The sequence below is a fragment of the Paraburkholderia sp. EB58 genome (genome assembly GCF_050436665.1).
Lineage (GTDB): Bacteria > Pseudomonadota > Gammaproteobacteria > Burkholderiales > Burkholderiaceae > Paraburkholderia.
The window spans coordinates 27452-47855 of sequence record NZ_JBNDMQ010000030.1 but is presented as its reverse complement, the minus strand read 5'-3'; the positions used below and the strand labels follow the sequence as shown (position 1 = coordinate 47855).

Below are 20404 nucleotides of genomic sequence, written 5' to 3'. Positions count from 1 at the left end.
TGGGCGGCTTTTGCTATCCTACGGTTTTACAAAAATACAGAAGCCAATCCATCCATGAATTACCCTCATCCGATCATCGCGCGCGAAGGCTGGCCGTTTATCGCCATCGCGGCCGTCGTTGCGTTGTTGATCCAAGCCTTCGCGGGATTCGGCTTTGCCTGGCTGTTCTGGCTGCTGCTCATCTTCGTCGTGCAGTTCTTCCGCGATCCGGCGCGTCCCATCCCCACACAAGCCAATGCCGTGCTGTGTCCGGCTGACGGCCGCATTGTCGCCGTTGAAACCACGCATGATCCGTACGCCAATCGTGAAGCGCTGAAAATCAGCGTGTTCATGAACGTGTTCAATGTTCACTCGCAACGCTCGCCGGTGGACGGCGCGATTTCGAAGGTCGAATATTTTCCCGGCGCGTACCTGAACGCCGCGGTGGACAAGGCCTCGACCGAAAACGAACGTAACGCGCTGGTGATCGAAACGGCCAGCGGTCATACCGTGACGTCGGTGCAGATCGCCGGGCTGATCGCGCGGCGCATTCTTTGCTACGTGCGTTCCGGCGAGCCGCTCACGCGCGGCCAGCGCTATGGTTTCATTCGCTTCGGTTCGCGCGTCGATGTGTATCTGCCGGTGGGCAGCCGTCCGCGCGTGTCGATCGGCGAGAAGGTTTCGGCCTCGTCGACCATTCTGGCTGAACTCGAACTATAAAGCGGCACGAAGGAGGTTTATCCGATGGCCGCATTCAAGCGTCGTCCCCGTAACACCGCTGCAGCGCAGCCGCGGCCGTTTCGCCGCAACAAGCCGATGGTGCAGGAAGCGGGGCCGATCGACAGCCGGCGCGCTGCGCGCCAGCAGTTTCTGAGGAAGCGCGGCATTTATCTGCTGCCCAACGCGTTCACGACCGCCGCGCTCTTCTGCGGCTTCTTCGCGGTGGTGCAGGCCATGAACGTGCGCTTCGAGGTCGCCGCAATTGCGATTTTCGTCGCCATGGTGCTCGACGGCATGGACGGCCGCGTCGCGCGGATGACACATACGCAAAGCGCGTTCGGCGAACAGTTCGATAGCCTCTCTGACATGGTCTCGTTCGGCGTGGCACCGGCGCTCGTCATGTACGAATGGGTGCTGAAGGACCTCGGGCGCTGGGGCTGGCTTGCGGCGTTCGTCTATTGCTCGGGCGCTGCGCTGCGGCTCGCGCGCTTCAATACGAACATCGGCGTGGTCGACAAGCGCTTCTTCCAGGGCATGCCGAGCCCGGCCGCAGCGGCGTTGATCGCCGGTTTCGTGTGGCTTGCTACCGACAACCGTGTGCCGGTCAAGCTGGTTTGGCTACCGTGGGTAGCGTTTGTGCTGACCATCTATGCCGGCGTGACCATGGTGTCGAATGCGCCGTTCTACAGCGGCAAGGCGCTCGACGTGCGGCACCGGGTGCCGTTCGGCGTGATCCTGCTGGTGGTGATGGCGTTCGTGCTGGTGTCGTCCGATCCGCCGCTGATGCTGTTCGGCCTGTTCGTCCTCTACGGCCTGTCGGGCTACGTGTTTTGGGGCTACCAGGCGCTGCGGGGCCGGGCCAATCCGGCTCGTTCGGTGCAGCGCGAGCGCTGACGCGCTGAGCGGCCAGCTTGCTGGCCCCGGCGCTCCCAGTCTCACGACGATCAAAACGGCAGCCTTCGGGTTGCCGTTCTTCTTTGGTGCGGCGCGCCGCCCGGGTTGGTTTGGGCGCGCGCAGTGGATGGCCGTAGCCGCGCCCGCACCGCCAATTGCACGATTTCCGGAATGCCGCTATAGTCGTTGAATGGTTACTTTTCAGTTCCCCTTCCAATCTCTTCAAGCCGGCGCGCCGTTATGCGTGCTAGCGCTAGCGCGCCTAACGCGCTGATCGTTTTCGCCCTCCGTCTGCCTCGTTCGTTGTTTGGCGTCGCCTGCGGTGGCGCAAACACCCGAATTTCGTTTTTCGATCCCCGTATTTGACCGAATCCTCCGAGGAGACCCGAGATGGCAGACAAACTGATCATTTTCGACACGACATTGCGCGATGGCGAGCAATCGCCCGGTGCGTCGATGACGAAGGAAGAGAAAATCCGCATCGCCAAGCAGTTGGAGCGGATGAAGGTGGACATCATCGAAGCCGGCTTTGCGGCCAGCTCGAACGGCGACTTCGACGCGATTCACACGATCGCCTCGATGATCAAGGACAGCACGGTCTGTTCGCTCGCCCGCGCCAACGACAAGGACATCCAGCGCGCCGCCGATGCGTTGAAACCCGCCGATCATTTCCGTATCCACACGTTCATCGCAACCTCGCCGCTGCACATGGAGAAGAAGCTGCGCATGACGCCGGATCAGGTGTTCGAGCAGGCGAAGCTCGCTGTGCGGTTCGCGCGCAAGTTCACCAACGACGTGGAGTTTTCGCCGGAAGACGGCAGCCGCTCGGACATGGATTTCCTGTGCCGCGTGCTGGAAGCGGTGATCGCCGAAGGTGCGACGACCATCAATATCGCGGATACGGTCGGCTATGGCGTGCCGGAACTGTACGGCCAGCTTGTGAAGACGCTGCGCGAACGGATTCCGAATTCGGACAAGGCGGTGTTCTCCGTGCACTGCCACAACGACCTGGGCATGGCGGTGGCGAATTCGCTTGCCGGGGTGCAGATTGGCGGTGCGCGTCAGGTGGAGTGCACGATCAACGGTCTCGGCGAGCGCGCGGGCAATACCTCGCTCGAAGAAATCGTGATGGCTGTGAAGACCCGCAAGGATTACTTCGGCCTTGATCTCGGCATCGACACGACGCAGATCGTGCCGGCCTCGAAGCTCGTCTCACAGATCACGGGTTTCGTGGTGCAGCCGAACAAGGCGGTGGTCGGTGCAAACGCCTTTGCGCACGCCTCGGGCATCCACCAGGACGGCGTGCTGAAGGCGCGCGATACCTACGAAATCATGCGTGCCGAAGATGTGGGCTGGAGTGCGAACAAGATCGTGCTCGGCAAGCTCTCGGGCCGCAACGCGTTCAAGCAGCGTCTGCAGGAGCTCGGCGTTTCGCTGGAAAGCGAAGCTGAGTTGAACACCGCGTTCGCACGCTTCAAGGAACTGGCCGATCGCAAGTCGGAGATTTTCGACGAAGACATCATCGCGATCGTTACCGAAGAATCGGCAGAAGCGCAGCAGAAGGAGCACTACCAGTTCCTGTCGCTCGCCCAGCACTCGGAAACGGGTGAGCAGCCGCATGCGCGCGTCGTGTTCACGGTCGAAGGCAAGGAAGTGACCGGCGAAGCACGCGGCAATGGCCCGGTGGATGCCACGCTGAACGCGATCGAAACGGAAGTCGGCAGCGGCTCCGAGCTGCTGCTGTACTCGGTAAACGCGATTACGACCGGCACCCAGGCGCAGGGCGAAGTGACCGTGCGGCTGTCGAAGAGCGGGCGCATCGTGAACGGCGTGGGCACCGATCCGGATATCGTCGCGGCGTCCGCGAAGGCGTATATCTCGGCGCTCAACAAACTGCATTCGAACGTGGAAAAGGTCAATCCGCAGCGTTCGGAAGGCGTGTAAGGCCAGCGGCGCGATCCGCGCCGCGGCACACAAAAAAGGCCCTCGCCACACAATGGCGAGGGCCTTATCACATCAGGCCTGAAAACGCGCGCCGGGCCTAGAAGAAGTTGCTGCGGCGGTCCGGATCGTGCAGCGGATCAGGCGTTTTCTGGGTGGTTCGCAGTATGCCCTGATCGTCGAAATAAAAGCTGTACATCATGTACCAGACGTTGTCTTCCAGGTAGCGATAGGTCCAGACCTCGCGCTTCATCAGCGGGTAATAGGAGGTCTCGACCGGACGGCCGAAATTGACCAGCACATCGCTCTTGGTCCACGTGCCGATTTGAGCCTTATAGAACTCGTTGGGCTGCAACACCTGGCGCACGTTGACGATCTTGCCGGAGCCGTCGATGTCGGCTGCGGTAGTGGTTTCACCCATTGGCTGGGTGGGCCACATCAGACGTTTGCCGCCGTTGGGTAGATCGTAGACTTCGCGCGGCGTGCCGAGCTTCGCGACGATGGTGGACTCGTCCTCGCCCTGCTGGAACTGCTGCCACGGCTGGGCGCAGCCCGCGAGCAGCAGCGCGCCGATGCCGGCGAGCGCGGCGTGCCGCAGATTCCCACGCCGCCGTGCCGATGCAACGGTCGAGGCGAACGCGGATGTGAGGCGGGTAAACATGACTTCCTCCGATGGCATTTGATGGCGGTTTTTATCATCGAAACACAATATTTTGACACGCGGGGCGGCAAAAGATTGTGCAACCACGATTACTTAACGCCGCAGGCGGCTTGCTTATTCCACACCGGCCGCCCTATGATCCGCGCTTCGGACGATTCAGAGGAGCTGCGCATGGCGGCGAAGTGGGGGCGCGTCGTGGCGGCGGCGCTGGCAGCGGTTGTGATGACGGGCACGTATGCGGCGGGCGAGACGGGCGCATCGTCCTCGAGTGCGGCACCGGGCGGCAAACCGATCCAGCTCGCGCTGATCGAAGGCATGTCGGGTCCGTTCGCGAACGCCGGAGCGGCGGTGGAGCGCAATCTGCGTTTTGGCGTCGAGACGGTGAATGCGCACGGTGGCGTGAAGCTGGCTGATGGCGAGCATCCTTTAGAACTCGTCGTGCTGGACAGCAAGGGCAGCCCCGAGCAGGCGCTGTTGCAACTGCGGGCGGCGGCGGACCGGCATATCGGCTACATCCTGCAGGGCAACAGTTCGGCCGTGGCGGCGGCGTTGATCGGCGCGATTGAAAAGCAGAACAGCCGCGAGCCCGACAACCGCGAGCTGTTCCTCAACTATTCCGCCGACGATCCCGCGCTGACCAACGCGGCCTGCAGCTTCTGGCATTTCCGTTTCGACGCGCATGCCGGCATGCGCATGGAGGCGCTGGCTGATGTGATCCAGCACGACCCGTCGGTCAAGAAGGTCTACCTGCTGAACCAGGACTACAGCTTCGGCCACGACGTCAGCGCCTTGGCACGCTCGGCGCTGGCGGCCAAGCGCCCGGACATCGCGATCGTCGGCGACGAGTTTCACCCGATTGGCCGCGTGAAGGATTTCGCACCCTACGTCGCGAAGATCCGCGCGAGCGGGGCGGATGCGGTCGTGACGGGCAACTGGGGCAATGACCTGACGCTTCTCGTCAAGGCCGCGCGTGAGCAAGGCCTCGACACCAAGTTCTACACGTTCTACGGCAACAGCCTCGGCGCGCCGGCTGCGCTCGGCGACGCCGGTGTCAAGCGGGTGGTCGCGGTGGCCGACTGGCATCCTAATGCGGGCGGCGCCGCCTCGGACGCCTGGTACAAGGCGTTCCGCGCCCGTTACCCGGCCGCTCAGGATGACTACCCCGTGCTGCGCATGGAACTGATGATCGAAATGCTCGCCGCGGCCATGAACAAGGCCGGCAGCGCGGAGCCGGAGGCGGTCGCCAAGACGCTGGAGGGGATGAAGTTCGACAACGGCTTCCACCCATTGTGGATGCGTGCCGACGATCATCAAATGATCCAGCCCCTTTATGTGATGGAGATGGACAAGGCCGGCACGCCGGGCGTGCGCTTTGATAACGAGGGTTCGGGTTACGGCTTCCGCACGGTGCTGGCGCTGCCGCCCGAGCGCACCGTCTTGCCGACGACCTGCCGGATGACGCGGCCCTGACGCGCTTTGAAAGGGGCAGGGCGCTACCCGGCAAGCCTTGGGCGCTCACAGCAACCGGTGGCTCAGGCTATCCGCGAATCCAGGCCGAATCGCGGCCCGAATCCCGGCCATAAGACCCGGGTTCGCGGGCTCGGCAGGCTGTGCTACAATACGCGCCTCGTTGTAACCCACGGCACGGCCTTTCTTCCGTGACCGCCTGTCTAGTTCCTAAGGAAATCGATATGACCGCAGTTGAAACAAGCAAGAAGTCCGAAGTCGTTGCGCAATTCGCACGCGCTGCTAACGACACCGGCTCCCCCGAAGTTCAGGTCGCTCTGCTGACGACCCGTATCAACGAACTGACCGTTCACTTCAAGGCCCACACGAAGGATCACCACAGCCGCCGCGGTTTGCTGCGCATGGTGAGCCGCCGTCGTAAGCTGCTCGACTACCTGAAGGGTAAGGACGCGGACCGTTACCGCGCACTGATCGAGAAGCTGGGTCTGCGTAAGTAATTGGGCGCGCAGTAAGGCGCTCTCAGCAAGATGCCTGTGTCAGTTTCACTGATACAGGCATTTTGTTTTTGAACGGTGCGCTTCATGTGAGGTGCGCCGATAGTTGTCCGCAGTAGCGTGACGGTTCATGCAGCGGGCAACACCCAACACAGCCGGGCTTCAGGGCAGAGCTTTGTGTCATTCCAGCGGTTCGCGCATCAGCGTGGTTCTCTGGAATGGCATAACACTCCTCTTCCCATGGGGCACCGGTCCTGGCGTTGCCGCGCCGCTTCTGGTCCGCGCGGCATAACGATGGAGCGAAAAAATGACTATGTTCAATAAAATCGTCAAAGAATTTAAGTGGGGCCAACATAACGTTCGCCTCGAAACGGGCGAAGTCGCTCGTCAGGCAAGCGGTGCTGTGATTGTCGACGTCGAAGATACCGTTGTGCTGGCCACTGTGGTCGGTGCCAAGACCGCCAAGCCGGGCCAGGATTTCTTTCCGCTGACCGTCGACTACCTCGAAAAGACCTACGCCGCCGGCAAGATCCCTGGTGGTTTCTTCCGTCGCGAAGGCCGTCCGTCGGAAGGCGAAACGCTGATCTCGCGCCTGATCGACCGTCCGCTGCGCCCGCTGTTCCCCGAAGGCTTCTACAACGAAGTCCAGGTGGTGATCCACGTCCTGTCGCTGAACCCCGAAATCCCCGCTGACATCCCCGCGCTGATCGGCGCGTCGGCGGCGCTTGCTGTGTCCGGTCTGCCGTTCAACGGCCCGGTCGGCGCTGCACGCGTGGCTTACATCAACAACGAATACGTGTTGAACCCGACGCGTCCGCAAATGAAGGAATCGGCGCTCGACCTGATCGTCGCCGGTACCGAACGCGCGGTGCTGATGGTGGAATCGGAAGCGCAACAACTGAGCGAAGAAGTGATGCTCGGCGCAGTGGTGTTCGGTCACGAGCAAATGCAGATCGCGATCGACGCGATCCATGAGCTGGTCCGTGAAGGCGGCAAGCCGGAATGGGACTGGAAGCCGGCTGCCAAGAACGAGCCGCTGATCGCTCGCGTGTCGGAACTGGCGCAAGCCGACCTGCTCGCGGCCTATCAGATCCGCGACAAGCAAGCGCGTTCGACCAAGTTGAAGGAAGTCTACGCAGCGACGTCGGCGAAGCTGGAAGAAGAAGCGGCTGCAGCCGGTACGATTGCAGCAGACAAGGCCAGCGTCGGCAACGTGCTGTTCGACATCGAAGCGAAGATCGTCCGTACACAGATTCTGGACGGCGAACCGCGTATCGACGGCCGCGACACGCGCACCGTGCGCCCGATCGAAATCCGTACCGGCGTGCTGCCGCGTACCCACGGTTCGGCGCTGTTCACACGCGGCGAAACGCAGGCACTGGTGGTCGCAACGCTCGGCACCAAGGGCGATGAGCAGAACATCGACGCGCTCGAAGGAGAGTACCGCGAACGCTTCATGCTCCACTACAACATGCCTCCGTTCGCGACCGGCGAAACGGGCCGCGTCGGTTCGCCGAAGCGCCGTGAAATCGGTCACGGCCGTCTGGCGAAGCGCGCACTGGCTGCCTGCCTGCCGAGCGCCGACGAATTCGGCTACTCGATCCGCGTCGTGTCGGAAATCACCGAATCGAACGGTTCGTCGTCGATGGCCTCGGTTTGTGGCGGCTGCCTCGCACTGATGGACGCCGGCGTGCCGATGAAGGCGCACGTCGCCGGTATCGCGATGGGCCTGATCCTCGAAGGCAACAAGTTTGCCGTCCTGACTGACATCCTCGGCGACGAAGATCACCTCGGCGACATGGACTTCAAGGTAGCGGGCACCGAGAACGGCGTGACCGCCCTGCAGATGGACATCAAGATCCAGGGCATCACCAAGGAAATTATGCAGGTCGCCCTCGCGCAAGCGAAGGAAGGCCGTCTGCACATCCTCGGCAAGATGACGGCGGCTGTGTCCGGCGCGAACACGCAACTGTCGGAGTTCGCACCGCGCATGATCACCATCAAGATCAACCCGGAAAAGATCCGCGACGTGATCGGCAAGGGTGGTTCGGTGATCCGCGCGCTGACCGAAGAAACCGGCACGACGATCGATATTTCGGACGACGGCATCGTCACTATCGCCAGCACCAGCAGCGAAGGCATGGCCGAAGCGAAGAAGCGTATCGAGAACATCACGCTGGAAGTCGAAGTGGGCCAGGTCTACGAAGGCACCGTGCTCAAGCTGCTCGATTTCGGCGCGATCGTGAACATCCTGCCGGGCAAGGACGGTCTGTTGCACATCTCCGAAATCGCCAACGAGCGTATCAAGGACATCAACGACTACCTCAAAGACGGTCAGCAGGTGAAGGTCAAGGTCATCCAGACGGACGAGAAGGGCCGCGTGCGCTTGTCGGCGAAGGCGTTGCTAAACGACGCAGCGTCGGGTGCACCGCAAAGCGAACCGACTCCGCAGTAATGCGGTAAGGTAGGAAACGGCCGGCAGCGTGAATGCGCGCCGGCCGTTTTTCATGCAGGGTGGATCGCATTGCAAACAGGGCTAAGGTCGGGTTTGCAGTCCAATCCAAACCTTGGAGGTGACGCAGATGAAAGCGATCGAAATTACCGAATTCGGAGCGCCGGAAGTCCTGAAGCTCGCGGAGCGGCCCACGCCGCAGTTGAAAGCGGGTGAGGTGCTGATCAAGGTGGCGGCCTCGGGCGTGAATCGCCCGGACGTGTTCCAGCGCAAGGGCGGCTACGCGCCGCCGCCGGGCGCGTCGGATCTGCCGGGGCTGGAAGTGGCGGGTGAAATCGTCGGTGGGACGATCGACGAGAAGCACAACCCGTTCGGCCTGAAGATGGGTGATCGTGTCTGTGCGTTGCTGGCGGGCGGCGGTTACGCGGAGTATGCGGCCGCGCCGCTCGCGCAATGTCTGCCGGTGCCGCAGGGGCTGTCGGATATTGAGGCGGCGTCGTTGCCGGAAACGTTTTTCACCGTCTGGAGCAATGTGTTCGAACGCGCGCAACTCGGCGCGGGCGAGGGCGCCCCGAACGAAACGCTGCTAGTGCAGGGCGGTTCTAGCGGTATTGGCGTGACGGCGATCCAGATCGCCCATGCGTTGGGTTTTCGCGTTTTTGCGACTGCGGGGTCGGACGACAAGTGCCGCGCCTGCGAGCAACTCGGCGCGGAGCGTGGGATCAACTATAAAACCGAGGATTTCGTCGAAGTCCTCAAGTCGCTGACGAACGATCGCGGTGTCGACGTAATTCTCGACATGGTTGCCGGCAGCTACGTACCGCGCGAGTTGACCGCGCTCGCCGATGGTGGCCGGATCGTGCTGATCGCGACGTTGGGCGGTGCGAAGGCGGAGCTGAGTCTGCACGAGATCCTGCGCCGTCGTCTGACGATAACCGGCTCGACATTGCGTCCGCGCCCTGTCGAATTCAAGGCGAAGATCGCGGCCCAGCTCAAGGCCAGGGTGTGGCCGCACCTCGAGGACGGCCGGATCAAGCCGGTGATCTACAAGGTGTTCCCGGCTGCGCAAGCCGCCGAAGCGCACGCGTTAATGGAAAGCAGCACGCATGTCGGCAAGATCATGTTGGATTGGGCCGGCGCGTAACTGGCCGGCTAACGGTGTGGGCGGTGGGCAGCATGGGTGTTGCAGGGCAGAGCAAGTCGTAAGTGGTTACGCGTGCTGGCCACGGACGGGTTGACACGGCCGGGTTGACACGGCCGGTTTGACCCGGTCCGTCTGCTCACAGTAAAATTGCGTGTTTTGCGTGCGCCGCATGATTCTGGAAGGCGGAGAGTAACGTTGCAAATGAGAGGTGCAAACCCGGCGCAAACCGGGTCCGCCGCCACTGCAAGACGAAACGGCAAAACGAGACGATGTCGAAACAACGAGCGAAGCTGGTAGTCGGTAACTGGAAGATGCACGGGCGGCTTGCCGGGAACGCGGTTCTCCTCCGGGGCGTCGCGCAGGGAGCCGATGCACTGCCGGACAACGTGCGGGTTGGAGTCTGTGTGCCGAGTCCGTATCTCGCGCAGGCGCAGGCACTGCTGGAAGGCAGTCGCGTTGTGTGGGGCGTGCAGGATGTTTCGGCCTACACCGAGGGCGCCTACACTGGCGAAGTGGCCGCGCCAATGGCAGTGGACTTCGGTTCGTCGCTGGCGATCGTCGGGCACTCGGAGCGTCGGGCGTATCACCGCGAAAGCGCGGAACTGGTGGCCGTCAAGACGCAGCGTGTGCTCGAAGCGGGTTTGACGCCAATCGTCTGCGTTGGTGAAACGCTCGAAGAGCGTGACACCGGCAAGACCCAGCAGGTGGTCGGCCTGCAACTGGATGAAGTGCTGGCGAAGTTGTCGTCCGAAGAGGCAGCGCGCCTTATCGTTGCGTACGAGCCTGTTTGGGCAATCGGCACCGGTAAGAGCGCCACGTCGCAACAGGCGCAGGATGTTCATGCGTTTCTGCGTGCGCGTCTCGTCGCGAAGGGTGCGCCAGACGTAGCACTTTTGTATGGCGGTAGCGTGAAGCCGGAGAACGCGGAAGAGTTGTTCCGTCAGCCGGATATCGACGGTGGCCTGATTGGCGGCGCGTCGTTGAAAGACCAGGATTTCCTGGCAATCTGCAGGGCGGCAGGCGCGGTGAGCGTCACGCAGTAAGCAGGGTGCCCGGGTGAGGAAGACCCATTGCGCGCGGTGCGCTTTGTACCGCGCGATTAAATAAAGACTCAGGTGAGTGTGATGCTGGTTTTGAAAACATTGATTATCGTCGTTCAGTTGTTGTCGGCGCTTGGGGTCATCGGCCTCGTGTTGCTGCAGCACGGTAAGGGCGCAGATATGGGCGCTGCTTTCGGCAGCGGCGCATCGGGCAGTCTGTTCGGTGCGACGGGTTCGGCGAACTTCCTTTCACGTACCACCGCAGTGCTCGCAGCGATCTTTTTTATCAGCACGCTGACCCTTACGTACCTCGGCTCGTATCACGCCAAGCCTTCTGCAGGCTTGCTCGGCACGGTAGCGACCGCTCCGGTTGCAGCGTCGTCCGCAGCAGCGCCGGCCGGTGCATCGGGTGCGGTGCCGGCAGCGCCCGCATCGACGCCGGGCCAGGACGTGCCGAAATAATTTTCGGAAAAAGTGGCTGTGGTGCGTTGAACAAACTGCTTAAACCAGTTACAATTCAAGTCTTGAAGCGATTCGCGGGTTTTACAAGTTGATTTCCCGGATTGCAGTAGTGCCGACGTGGTGAAATTGGTAGACACGCTATCTTGAGGGGGTAGTGGCGAAAGCTGTGCGAGTTCGAGTCTCGCCGTCGGCACCAATGTTATCTAAAAATGCCAGCCGCTTGCTTCGCTTCGGCTGGCATTTTCGCTTCTGCTTGGTGTTTGCGTTAAGCTTGCGGCGTCAAGCGCGCCGAAGTGATTTCGTGCCGGGTGATCCTGTCCCTGGCGGCACTCAGAACCAACCGATTGAGGATAGTCTTGAACCTCGCAGCCTATTACCCCGTCTTGTTGTTCCTCCTGGTGGGCACTGGTTTAGGCGTAGCACTGGTCAGTATTGGCAAGATCCTCGGTCCGAGCAAGCCCGATACCGAGAAGAACGCACCGTACGAGTGCGGCTTCGAAGCATTCGAAGATGCGCGCATGAAATTCGATGTGCGCTACTATCTCGTCGCCATTCTCTTCATCATTTTCGATCTTGAAACCGCGTTCCTGTTTCCTTGGGGCGTAGCCCTTCGCGACATCGGTTGGCCCGGCTTCATGGCAATGATGATTTTCCTGCTCGAATTCCTGCTGGGCTTCGCCTATATCTGGAAGAAGGGCGGCCTCGACTGGGAATGATGGATTAATCGCCGGTTTGCGTGGGTGGCGAGTGCTAGCCGCCCCGTCTGGAGTGGAAAGCAAATGAGTATCGAAGGGGTCTTGAAGGAAGGGTTTGTCACCACGACGGCTGACAAGCTGATCAACTGGACGCGCACCGGCTCCCTGTGGCCGATGACGTTCGGCCTTGCGTGTTGCGCGGTCGAGATGATGCATGCGGGTGCAGCCCGTTATGACCTCGACCGTTTCGGCGTGGTGTTTCGTCCGAGTCCGCGTCAGTCGGATGTGATGATCGTCGCCGGCACGCTGTGCAACAAGATGGCGCCCGCTCTGCGCAAGGTGTACGACCAGATGGCCGAACCGCGCTGGGTGATCTCGATGGGTTCGTGCGCGAACGGCGGCGGCTACTATCACTATTCGTATTCAGTGGTTCGTGGTTGCGATCGAATCGTTCCGGTCGACGTCTATGTGCCGGGTTGCCCGCCGACTGCGGAAGCGCTGGTCTACGGCGTGATCCAGCTACAGGCGAAGATCCGTCGCACCAACACTATCGCCCGTCAATAAGGCAGAACCTCCCCACAATATGGCAAGCAAACTCGAGACCCTGAAAGCGAACCTCGAGGCGGCCTTTGGCGGCCGCCTGCTGAGCATCACCGAAGCAATCGGCGAGCTCACGATCGTCGTGAGTGCTAGAGAATATCAAGATATTGCGACGCGGCTCCGCGACGATTTGTCGCTGCGCTTCGAGCAACTGGTTGACCTGTGCGGCGTCGACTACCAGACCTACGGCGACGGCGCGTACGACGGTCCGCGTTTCGCTGCGGTATTGCATCTGCTGTCGGTGTCGAACAACTGGCGTCTGCGTGTGCGCGTGTTCGCGCAGGACGACGACGTGCCGCTGATTCCGTCGATCGTCGATGTCTGGAATTCGGCCAACTGGTACGAGCGCGAAGCATTCGACCTGTACGGCATTGTCTTCGAGGGTCACCCGGACCTGCGCCGTATCCTCACCGACTACGGTTTCATTGGTCACCCGTTCCGTAAGGATTTCCCGATCTCCGGCTATGTCGAAATGCGTTACGACCCGGAAGAGAAGCGCGTCGTCTATCAGCCTGTGACGATCGAGCCGCGGGAAATCACGCCGCGCGTGATTCGCGAGGATCGCTATGGCGGTCTGAAACACTAAGAGAACGCCATGGCAGAGATCAAAAACTACACGCTCAACTTCGGCCCGCAGCACCCGGCCGCGCACGGTGTGCTGCGCCTTGTGCTCGAACTCGACGGCGAAGTGATCCAGCGCGCCGACCCGCATATCGGCCTCTTGCACCGCGCGACTGAAAAGCTCGCGGAAACCAAGACCTTCATCCAGTCCGTGCCGTACATGGACCGTCTCGACTACGTGTCGATGATGGTCAACGAGCACGGCTACGTCATGGCCATTGAAAAGCTGCTCGGCATCGACGTGCCGGTGCGTGCTAAATACATCCGCGTGCTGTTCGACGAAATCACGCGTGTGCTGAACCACCTGATGTGGATCGGCTCGCACGCACTCGACGTTGGCGCGATGGCGGTATTTCTGTATGCGTTCCGCGAGCGCGAGGACCTGATGGACGTGTACGAAGCGGTGTCCGGTGCGCGGATGCACGCGGCCTACTATCGTCCGGGCGGCGTGTATCGCGATCTGCCGGAAGCCATGCCGCAGTACAAGGCGTCGAAGATTCGCAACGCGAAGGCGCTGTCGAAGATGAACGAGACCCGCCAGGGTTCGTTGCTCGACTTCATCGACGACTTCTTCACGCGTTTCCCGCATTGTGTCGACGAATACGAAACGCTCCTTACCGACAACCGGATCTGGAAACAGCGTCTGGTCGGTATCGGCGTGGTGAGTCCGGAGCGTGCGTTGCAACTCGGCATGACCGGCGCGATGCTGCGCGGCTCGGGCATCGAGTGGGATCTGCGCAAGAAGCAGCCGTATGAAGTGTATGACAAGCTGGATTTCGACATTCCGGTGGGCGTGAACGGCGATTGTTACGATCGCTACCTGGTTCGCGTCGAAGAAATGCGTCAATCAACACGGATTGCGAAACAATGCATTGAGTGGTTGCGCAACAATCCGGGCCCCGTAATGATCGACAATCATAAGATTGCGCCGCCGTCGCGCGTCGGGATGAAGTCGAACATGGAAGAGCTGATTCACCATTTCAAGCTCTTTACGGAAGGCTTCCACGTGCCGGAAGGCGAGGCGTACGCGGCTGTCGAACACCCGAAGGGCGAGTTCGGCATCTATCTGATCTCGGACGGCGCTAACAAGCCGTATCGCCTGAAGATTCGCGCGCCGGGTTATGCGCATCTGGCCGCGCTCGACGAAATGGCGCGCGGTCACATGATCGCCGACGCCGTGACCATCATCGGCACGCAGGACATCGTGTTCGGCGAAATCGATCGTTGAGAGCGGTTTTCATCGTGTCGTGCGCGTCACAGTGGTTGTGAGCGCGCGTCAACAAAGGAACGCCGGGTCTGTCGCAACATGTAGCATGCGGCAGGTTTTCGTTCGGTAGGAATTGAAAGAGTCGTGTCTGAAAATGATCTCAGCTGAAGGCCTGAAAGAAATCGATCGTGCGATCGCGAAGTATCCCGCCGGTCTGCAACAGTCCGCCGTCATGGCGGCGTTGGCCGTTGCTCAGGAAGAGCATGGCTGGCTGACGCCCGACCTGATGCAGTACGTCGCGGACTATCTCGGCATGCCCGCCGTTGCCGTGCAGGAGGTCGCGACCTTTTACACGATGTTCGAGACGTCGCCGGTCGGCAAGTACAAGATCACGCTCTGCACGAACCTGCCGTGCCAGCTCGGTCCGGACGGCGGCTCGGAAAACGCTGCCGAATACCTGAAGCAGAAGCTCGGCATCGACTTCGGCGAAACCACGGCCGACGGCAAGTTCACCTTGAAAGAAGGTGAGTGCATGGGCTCGTGCGGCGACGCGCCGGTGATGCTGGTGAACAACCATCGCATGTGCAGCTTCATGAGCCGCGCGAAGATCGACCAGCTGCTCGAGGAGCTCTCGAAATGACGTCTCTCCACGATCGTCACATCAAACCGCTGATTCTTGCCGGCCTGAACGGCGACAACTGGCATCTCGAAGACTACGTGTCGCGCGGCGGTTACGCCCAGCTGCGCCGTATTCTGGAAGAGAAAATTCCGCCCGAGCAGGTGATTGCCGACGTCAAGGCGTCGGGTCTGCGCGGCCGCGGCGGTGCAGGCTTCCCGACCGGGCTGAAGTGGAGCTTCATGCCGCGTCAGTTCCCGGGGCAAAAGTACCTCGTCTGCAATTCGGACGAAGGCGAACCAGGCACGTTCAAGGATCGCGACATCCTGCGCTGGAACCCGCACGCGCTGATCGAAGGCATGGCTATCGGTGCGTACGCGATGGGCATCACGGTCGGCTACAACTATATCCACGGCGAGATTTTCGCTGAGTACCGACGCTTCGAAGAGGCGCTGGAAGAAGCGCGCCGCGCCGGTTTTCTCGGCGACAACATCATGGGCTCGGGCTTCTCGTTCCAGCTTCATGCGCACCACGGTTACGGCGCCTATATCTGCGGCGAAGAAACTGCGCTGCTCGAGTCGCTGGAAGGCAAGAAGGGCCAGCCGCGCTTCAAGCCGCCGTTCCCGGCGAGCTTCGGCGTGTACGGCAAGCCGACCACGATCAACAACACCGAGACGTTCGCAGCCGTGCCGTTCCTGTTGACGGTCGGCCCGCAGGCTTACCTGGAACTGGGCAAGCCGAACAACGGCGGCACGAAGATCTTCTCGGTCTCGGGCGACGTCGAACGGCCGGGCAACTACGAAGTCCCGCTCGGCACGCCGTTCGCGACGCTGCTGGATCTCGCGGGCGGCATGCGCGGTGGCAAGAAGATCAAGGCCGTGATTCCGGGCGGTTCGTCCGCACCGGTCATTCCGGGCGAGATGATGATGCATACCGACATGGACTACGACTCGATCGCCAAGGCGGGGTCGATGCTCGGTTCAGGCGCGGTAATCGTGATGGACGAGACCCGTTGCATGGTCCGTTCGCTGCTGCGTCTGTCGTACTTCTATTACGAAGAATCCTGCGGTCAGTGCACGCCCTGCCGTGAAGGCACGGGCTGGCTGTATCGCGTCGTGCATCGTATCGAGCACGGCCTCGGCCGCAAGGAAGATCTGGATCTGCTGAACTCAGTGGCCGGTAACATCATGGGCCGCACGATTTGCGCGCTCGGCGATGCAGCAGCCATGCCGGTGCGCGGCATGCTCAAGCACTACTGGGACGAGTTCGAATATCACGTCGAGCACAAGCACTGCCTCGTGGGCGGTCATGCCGGCGCAGCGCATGCTTCGGAAACGGTGGCGGCTTAAAAGTAACAAGCCAGCAATAAGCGGCCGATACACCAGAAGCGTCAACCGCGGGGTTCTTCGTCGTGTGACGAAGGAACGGGCGAACGATTGAGCGGTAACAGGTTAAGGAAGATTGACCATCATGGTTGAACTTGAAATAGACGGCAAGAAAGTAGAGGTGCCTGAAGGCAGCATGGTGATCCAGGCTGCGCATAAGGTCGACACGTACATTCCTCACTTCTGCTATCACAAGAAGCTGTCGATTGCGGCCAACTGCCGGATGTGCCTGGTCGACGTCGAAAAGATGCCGAAGGCCGTCCCCGCATGCGCCACGCCGGTGTCGGCGGGCATGATCGTGCGTACGAAGTCCGAGAAGGCCGTGCAGGGTCAGCAAGCCGTGATGGAATTCCTGCTGATCAACCACCCGCTCGATTGCCCGATCTGCGACCAGGGCGGCGAATGCCAGTTGCAGGATCTGGCGGTGGGCTACGGTAAGTCCGCGTCGCGCTATAGCGAAGAAAAGCGCGTGGTGTTCCACAAGAACGTCGGCCCGCTGATCTCGATGGAAGAAATGTCGCGTTGCATTCACTGCACGCGCTGTGTCCGTTTCGGCCAGGAAATTGCCGGCGTGATGGAACTGGGCATGCTCGGCCGCGGCGAGCATTCGGAAATCACGTCGTTCGTCGGCAAGACGGTTGACTCCGAGCTGTCGGGCAACATGATCGATCTGTGCCCGGTCGGCGCGCTCACGAGCAAGCCGTTCCGCTACAGCGCCCGTACGTGGGAACTGTCGCGCCGCAAGTCGGTGAGCCCGCACGATTCCGTCGGCGCAAACCTGGTGGTGCAGGTCAAGAACAATCGCGTGATGCGCGTGCTGCCGTTCGAGAACGAAGCCATCAACGAATGCTGGATCTCGGACAAGGACCGCTTCTCGTACGAAGGCCTGAATAGCCCGGAACGCCTTACGCAGCCTATGCTCAAGCAAGGCGGCAAGTGGGTCGAAACCGACTGGCAGACGGCGCTTGATTACGTCGTCAAGGGTCTGAAGGGCATCAAGGGCGATCACGGCGCAGACGCGCTGGCCGCACTCGGTAGCGCCCACAGCACCGTCGAAGAACTGTTCCTGTTGAAGCAACTCGCGCAAGCGGTCGGCACGCCGAACGTCGACTTCCGTCTGCGCCAGGCGGACTTCTCGGCGCCGGTCAACGGTACGCCGTGGCTCGGCGCGAAGGTCGCCGATCTGTCGAACGTCGATGCGGCGTTCATCATCGGCTCGGATCTGCGCCGCGATCACCCGCTGCTGGCCGCGCGTCTGCGCCAGGCCGCAAAGGGTGGCGCGCAACTGACTCTGCTGCAAGCGACGAGCGACAACGCGCTGATCCCGGAAGCAAAACGCGTGGCGGCAGCGCCGTCCGCTTGGCTTGCCGAGCTCGCTGGTGTCGCCGGCGCGGTTGCCGAAGCTCGCGGTGCGACCTTGCCGGAAGCATTCGCCGGCACGCAGCCGACCGACGCGCACAAGCAGGCAGCCGCATCGCTCGCAGCTGGCGAACTGCGTCTCGTACTGCTCGGCAACGCCGCGGTCCGTCACCCGGACTTCGCCCGTATTCACGCCGCGGCCCAATGGATCGCGGACACCACCGGTGCCACGCTCGGCTTCCTCACTGAAGCGGCGAACACGGTGGGCGCTCACCTCGCCGGCGCCTTGCCGGGCGAGGGCGGTCTGAACGCTCGCGAAGTGTTCGAACAACCGCGCAAGGGATACGTGCTGCTCAACGTCGAACCGGAGTTCGATACGGCCAACCCGACGCAGGCACTGGCCGCGTTGAACCAGGCCGAAATGGTGGTCGTGCTGTCGCCGTTCCAGACCGGTGCTGAGTACGCTGATGTGCTGTTGCCGATCGCTCCGTTCACGGAAACGGCAGGCACGTTTGTCAGTGCAGAAGGCACGGTTCAGACGTTCAACGGAGTGGTGCGCCCGCTCGGCGACACGCGTCCGGCATGGAAGGTGTTGCGCGTGCTGGGTAGCCTGCTGGGCCTGCCCGGTTTCGAATTCGATACCTCGGAAGAAGTGCGCACGGCAGCGCTCGGCGACGGTGACCTGAGCACGCGTCTGTCGAACAAGACCGGCGTCGCAGTGGCACGCGGTACAGCGTCCAAGGCGGCTGACGGTGCGTTCGAGCGCATCGCCGATGTACCGATCTACCACGCCGACCCGCTGGTGCGCCGTGCGGAATCGCTGCATCTGACGGCGGCTGCACGTGCGGCGAACACGGTCGGCTTGCCGGCTGCGCTGTTCGACAAGCTGGGTCTGAAAGACGGCGACGCAGTGCGCGTGCGCCAGGGTGAGCGCTCGGTCCAGTTGCCGGCCGTGCGCGATGCAAATCTTGCGGAGACAGTCGTCCGCGTATCGGCGGCCACGCCTGCCGGTGCAGCGCTGGGCAGCCTGTTCGGTGAACTGCTGGTGGAGAAGGCGTAAATGTTCGAATCGATCAACTCGGGCGGCACTCAACTCCTCGGTGTGGCATGGCCTACGGTGTGGGCACTCGTGCGCATCCTGGTCGTGGCCGTCGTCATCCTGCTGTGCGTGGCTTACCTGATCCTTTGGGAACGTAAGCTGATCGGCTGGATGCACGTGCGTCTCGGTCCGAACCGTGTCGGCCCGGCTGGTTTGCTGCAGCCAATCGCCGACGTGCTGAAACTGCTGCTGAAAGAAGTGATTCAGCCGGCGCAAGCCAGCCGCTGGATCTACCTGATCGCGCCGATCATGGTGGTGGTACCGGCCTTCGCGGTCTGGGCGGTGATCCCGTTCCAGGCGGGCGCGGTGCTCGGTGACATCAACGCGGGTCTGCTGTACGCGATCGCGATTTCTTCGATCGGCGTGTACGGCGTGATTCTGGCCGGCTGGGCCTCGAACTCGAAGTACGCGTTCCTCGGCGCCATGCGCGCCGCGGCCCAGATGGTGTCGTACGAAATCTCGATGGGTTTCGCGCTCGTCGTCGTGCTGATGACCTCCGGCAGCCTGAACCTGTCGGATATCGTTACGTCGCAAGAGCGGGGCATCTTCGCCGGCTACGGCCTGAACTTCCTGTCGTGGAACTGGCTGCCGCTGTTGCCGATGTTCGTCGTCTACTTCATTTCGGGCATCGCCGAAACGAACCGCCATCCGTTCGACGTGGTGGAAGGGGAGTCGGAAATCGTTGCGGGCCACATGATTGATTACTCGGGGATGGCGTTCGCGCTGTTCTTCCTCGCCGAGTACATCAACATGATCGTGATCTCGGCCTTGGCAGCGACGTTTTTCCTTGGCGGCTGGAGCGCGCCGTTCGGCTTCCTGTCGTTTATTCCGGGCATTTTCTGGCTGGTACTGAAAGTGTTCTTGCTGCTGTCGGTATTCATCTGGGCGCGTGCCACGTTCCCGCGCTACCGCTATGACCAGATCATGCGTCTGGGCTGGAAGGTGTTTATTCCGGTCAGCGTGGTGTGGCTGGTGGTGGTCGGCTTCTGGATCATGTCGCCGTTGAATATCTGGAAATAAAGGGCGGATGAACCTATGACCGCAATCCAAAACTTCTTCAAGACCTTCTTCTTGACGGAGCTGCTCAAAGGCCTCGCGCTGACCGGACGTTACGCGTTCCAGCGCAAGATCACGGTGCAGTTTCCGGAAGAGAAGACCCCGATTTCACCGCGTTTCCGCGGGCTGCACGCGCTGCGCCGCTATGAGAACGGCGAAGAGCGCTGCATCGCCTGCAAGCTGTGCGAAGCAGTGTGTCCGGCACTTGCCATTACGATCGAATCCGAAACGCGCGCGGACAATACTCGCCGCACGACGCGTTACGACATCGATCTGACCAAGTGTATCTTCTGCGGTTTCTGCGAAGAAAGCTGCCCGGTCGATTCGATCGTCGAGACGCACATTCTCGAATATCACGGCGAAAAGCGTGGCGACCTGTATTTCACGAAGGACATGCTGCTGGCCGTGGGCGATCGCTACGAAACGGAAATCGCTGCGAACAAGGCAGCGGATGCACCGTATCGTTGATCGAAACGCTTTTGTTTGACGTATCACGTTGTACCGGCCTGCAG

General features: G+C 61.5%; 19 protein-coding genes and 1 tRNA gene. 19 read left to right on the top strand and 1 reads right to left on the bottom strand.

Going from position 1 to position 20404, the window contains the following annotated elements:
• Nucleotides 1-54: 54 nt before the first annotated feature.
• The 3 genes from P3T40_RS32725 to P3T40_RS32715 all read left to right on the top strand — a co-directional run bounded on the left by P3T40_RS32725 (nucleotide 55) and on the right by P3T40_RS32715 (nucleotide 3537).
• Complete coding sequence (locus P3T40_RS32725) at nucleotides 55-699, top strand: phosphatidylserine decarboxylase (RefSeq protein ID WP_144155799.1); 645 nt, start codon at nucleotides 55-57, stop codon at nucleotides 697-699.
• A 24-nt stretch (nucleotides 700-723) separates the two neighbouring features.
• Nucleotides 724-1593 (top strand): CDP-diacylglycerol--serine O-phosphatidyltransferase, encoded by an 870-nt coding sequence (gene pssA / locus P3T40_RS32720; RefSeq protein WP_429271860.1) that lies wholly within the window; start codon nucleotides 724-726, stop codon nucleotides 1591-1593.
• A 390-nt stretch (nucleotides 1594-1983) separates the two neighbouring features.
• Nucleotides 1984-3537, top strand: coding sequence for a 2-isopropylmalate synthase (locus P3T40_RS32715; RefSeq protein WP_429271859.1), 1554 nt, complete (start codon nucleotides 1984-1986; stop codon nucleotides 3535-3537).
• A gap of 97 nt (nucleotides 3538-3634) precedes the next feature.
• On the opposite strand, the gene P3T40_RS32710 is transcribed toward P3T40_RS32715, so the two are convergent.
• Nucleotides 3635-4195, bottom strand: coding sequence for a hypothetical protein (locus P3T40_RS32710; RefSeq protein ID WP_429271858.1), 561 nt, complete (start codon nucleotides 4193-4195; stop codon nucleotides 3635-3637).
• A gap of 171 nt (nucleotides 4196-4366) precedes the next feature.
• On the opposite strand from P3T40_RS32710, the gene P3T40_RS32705 reads away from it, so the two are divergent.
• The 16 genes from P3T40_RS32705 (at nucleotide 4367) to nuoI (ending at nucleotide 20360) form a co-directional block, all read left to right on the top strand.
• On the top strand, nucleotides 4367-5665 hold the full coding sequence (locus tag P3T40_RS32705) for a branched-chain amino acid ABC transporter substrate-binding protein (protein WP_429271857.1): 1299 nt from the start codon (nucleotides 4367-4369) through the stop codon (nucleotides 5663-5665).
• 221 nt (nucleotides 5666-5886) lie between these two features.
• The gene (rpsO, locus tag P3T40_RS32700) at nucleotides 5887-6159 is read left to right on the top strand and encodes a 30S ribosomal protein S15 (protein ID WP_074265315.1); all 273 of its coding nucleotides are present in this window, start codon (nucleotides 5887-5889) and stop codon (nucleotides 6157-6159) included.
• A 304-nt stretch (nucleotides 6160-6463) separates the two neighbouring features.
• On the top strand, nucleotides 6464-8611 hold the full coding sequence (pnp, locus tag P3T40_RS32695; RefSeq protein ID WP_429271856.1) for a polyribonucleotide nucleotidyltransferase: 2148 nt from the start codon (nucleotides 6464-6466) through the stop codon (nucleotides 8609-8611).
• Between the two features lie 127 nt (nucleotides 8612-8738).
• Entirely contained in the window at nucleotides 8739-9752 is a 1014-nt protein-coding gene (locus P3T40_RS32690; protein WP_429271855.1) for an NAD(P)H-quinone oxidoreductase, read from the top strand.
• Between the two features lie 269 nt (nucleotides 9753-10021).
• Entirely contained in the window at nucleotides 10022-10795 is a 774-nt protein-coding gene (tpiA, locus tag P3T40_RS32685; RefSeq protein WP_429271854.1) for a triose-phosphate isomerase, read from the top strand.
• An 81-nt stretch (nucleotides 10796-10876) separates the two neighbouring features.
• Entirely contained in the window at nucleotides 10877-11254 is a 378-nt protein-coding gene (gene secG, locus P3T40_RS32680; RefSeq protein WP_429271853.1) for a preprotein translocase subunit SecG, read from the top strand.
• A gap of 111 nt (nucleotides 11255-11365) precedes the next feature.
• Nucleotides 11366-11450: transfer RNA gene (locus tag P3T40_RS32675), tRNA-Leu, on the top strand.
• 160 nt (nucleotides 11451-11610) lie between these two features.
• Nucleotides 11611-11970: an NADH-quinone oxidoreductase subunit A gene (locus P3T40_RS32670; protein ID WP_137954531.1), complete on the top strand. Its 360-nt coding sequence runs from the start codon at nucleotides 11611-11613 to the stop codon at nucleotides 11968-11970.
• 63 nt (nucleotides 11971-12033) lie between these two features.
• On the top strand, nucleotides 12034-12513 hold the full coding sequence (locus P3T40_RS32665; RefSeq protein WP_006052903.1) for a NuoB/complex I 20 kDa subunit family protein: 480 nt from the start codon (nucleotides 12034-12036) through the stop codon (nucleotides 12511-12513).
• Between the two features lie 19 nt (nucleotides 12514-12532).
• A complete protein-coding gene (locus P3T40_RS32660) occupies nucleotides 12533-13135 on the top strand; it encodes an NADH-quinone oxidoreductase subunit C (RefSeq protein WP_429271852.1) in 603 nt (200 codons plus the stop codon).
• 9 nt (nucleotides 13136-13144) lie between these two features.
• Entirely contained in the window at nucleotides 13145-14398 is a 1254-nt protein-coding gene (locus tag P3T40_RS32655; protein ID WP_429271851.1) for an NADH-quinone oxidoreductase subunit D, read from the top strand.
• A gap of 133 nt (nucleotides 14399-14531) precedes the next feature.
• The gene (nuoE, locus tag P3T40_RS32650) at nucleotides 14532-15017 is read left to right on the top strand and encodes an NADH-quinone oxidoreductase subunit NuoE (RefSeq protein ID WP_429271850.1); all 486 of its coding nucleotides are present in this window, start codon (nucleotides 14532-14534) and stop codon (nucleotides 15015-15017) included.
• Nucleotides 15014-16342 carry an NADH-quinone oxidoreductase subunit NuoF gene (gene nuoF / locus P3T40_RS32645; RefSeq protein ID WP_429271849.1) on the top strand — a complete coding sequence of 443 codons (1329 nt, stop codon included), beginning with the start codon at nucleotides 15014-15016 and terminating at the stop codon, nucleotides 16340-16342. Before nuoE ends, nuoF begins: the two co-directional genes overlap by 4 nt.
• A gap of 121 nt (nucleotides 16343-16463) precedes the next feature.
• Nucleotides 16464-18797: an NADH-quinone oxidoreductase subunit NuoG gene (nuoG, locus tag P3T40_RS32640; RefSeq protein ID WP_429271848.1), complete on the top strand. Its 2334-nt coding sequence runs from the start codon at nucleotides 16464-16466 to the stop codon at nucleotides 18795-18797.
• Nucleotides 18798-19856, top strand: a complete 1059-nt coding sequence (nuoH, locus tag P3T40_RS32635; protein ID WP_429271847.1) for an NADH-quinone oxidoreductase subunit NuoH — start codon at nucleotides 18798-18800, stop codon at nucleotides 19854-19856.
• 15 nt (nucleotides 19857-19871) lie between these two features.
• A complete protein-coding gene (gene nuoI, locus P3T40_RS32630; RefSeq protein WP_429271846.1) occupies nucleotides 19872-20360 on the top strand; it encodes an NADH-quinone oxidoreductase subunit NuoI in 489 nt (162 codons plus the stop codon).
• Nucleotides 20361-20404 lie beyond the last annotated feature (44 nt).

Coding starts and splice junctions, on each gene's coding strand:
- secG (WP_429271853.1), top strand. CDS start 10,877: ATGCTGGTTTTGAAAACATTGATTATCGTCGTTCAGTTGTTGTCGGCG.
- P3T40_RS32665 (WP_006052903.1), top strand. CDS start 12,034: ATGAGTATCGAAGGGGTCTTGAAGGAAGGGTTTGTCACCACGACGGCT.
- pssA (WP_429271860.1), top strand. CDS start 724: ATGGCCGCATTCAAGCGTCGTCCCCGTAACACCGCTGCAGCGCAGCCG.
- P3T40_RS32690 (WP_429271855.1), top strand. CDS start 8,739: ATGAAAGCGATCGAAATTACCGAATTCGGAGCGCCGGAAGTCCTGAAG.
- nuoG (WP_429271848.1), top strand. CDS start 16,464: ATGGTTGAACTTGAAATAGACGGCAAGAAAGTAGAGGTGCCTGAAGGC.
- nuoE (WP_429271850.1), top strand. CDS start 14,532: ATGATCTCAGCTGAAGGCCTGAAAGAAATCGATCGTGCGATCGCGAAG.
- P3T40_RS32655 (WP_429271851.1), top strand. CDS start 13,145: ATGGCAGAGATCAAAAACTACACGCTCAACTTCGGCCCGCAGCACCCG.
- P3T40_RS32725 (WP_144155799.1), top strand. CDS start 55: ATGAATTACCCTCATCCGATCATCGCGCGCGAAGGCTGGCCGTTTATC.
- P3T40_RS32660 (WP_429271852.1), top strand. CDS start 12,533: ATGGCAAGCAAACTCGAGACCCTGAAAGCGAACCTCGAGGCGGCCTTT.
- tpiA (WP_429271854.1), top strand. CDS start 10,022: ATGTCGAAACAACGAGCGAAGCTGGTAGTCGGTAACTGGAAGATGCAC.
- P3T40_RS32705 (WP_429271857.1), top strand. CDS start 4,367: ATGGCGGCGAAGTGGGGGCGCGTCGTGGCGGCGGCGCTGGCAGCGGTT.
- pnp (WP_429271856.1), top strand. CDS start 6,464: ATGACTATGTTCAATAAAATCGTCAAAGAATTTAAGTGGGGCCAACAT.
- nuoF (WP_429271849.1), top strand. CDS start 15,014: ATGACGTCTCTCCACGATCGTCACATCAAACCGCTGATTCTTGCCGGC.
- P3T40_RS32715 (WP_429271859.1), top strand. CDS start 1,984: ATGGCAGACAAACTGATCATTTTCGACACGACATTGCGCGATGGCGAG.
- P3T40_RS32710 (WP_429271858.1), bottom strand. CDS start 4,195: ATGTTTACCCGCCTCACATCCGCGTTCGCCTCGACCGTTGCATCGGCA.
- rpsO (WP_074265315.1), top strand. CDS start 5,887: ATGACCGCAGTTGAAACAAGCAAGAAGTCCGAAGTCGTTGCGCAATTC.
- nuoI (WP_429271846.1), top strand. CDS start 19,872: ATGACCGCAATCCAAAACTTCTTCAAGACCTTCTTCTTGACGGAGCTG.
- nuoH (WP_429271847.1), top strand. CDS start 18,798: ATGTTCGAATCGATCAACTCGGGCGGCACTCAACTCCTCGGTGTGGCA.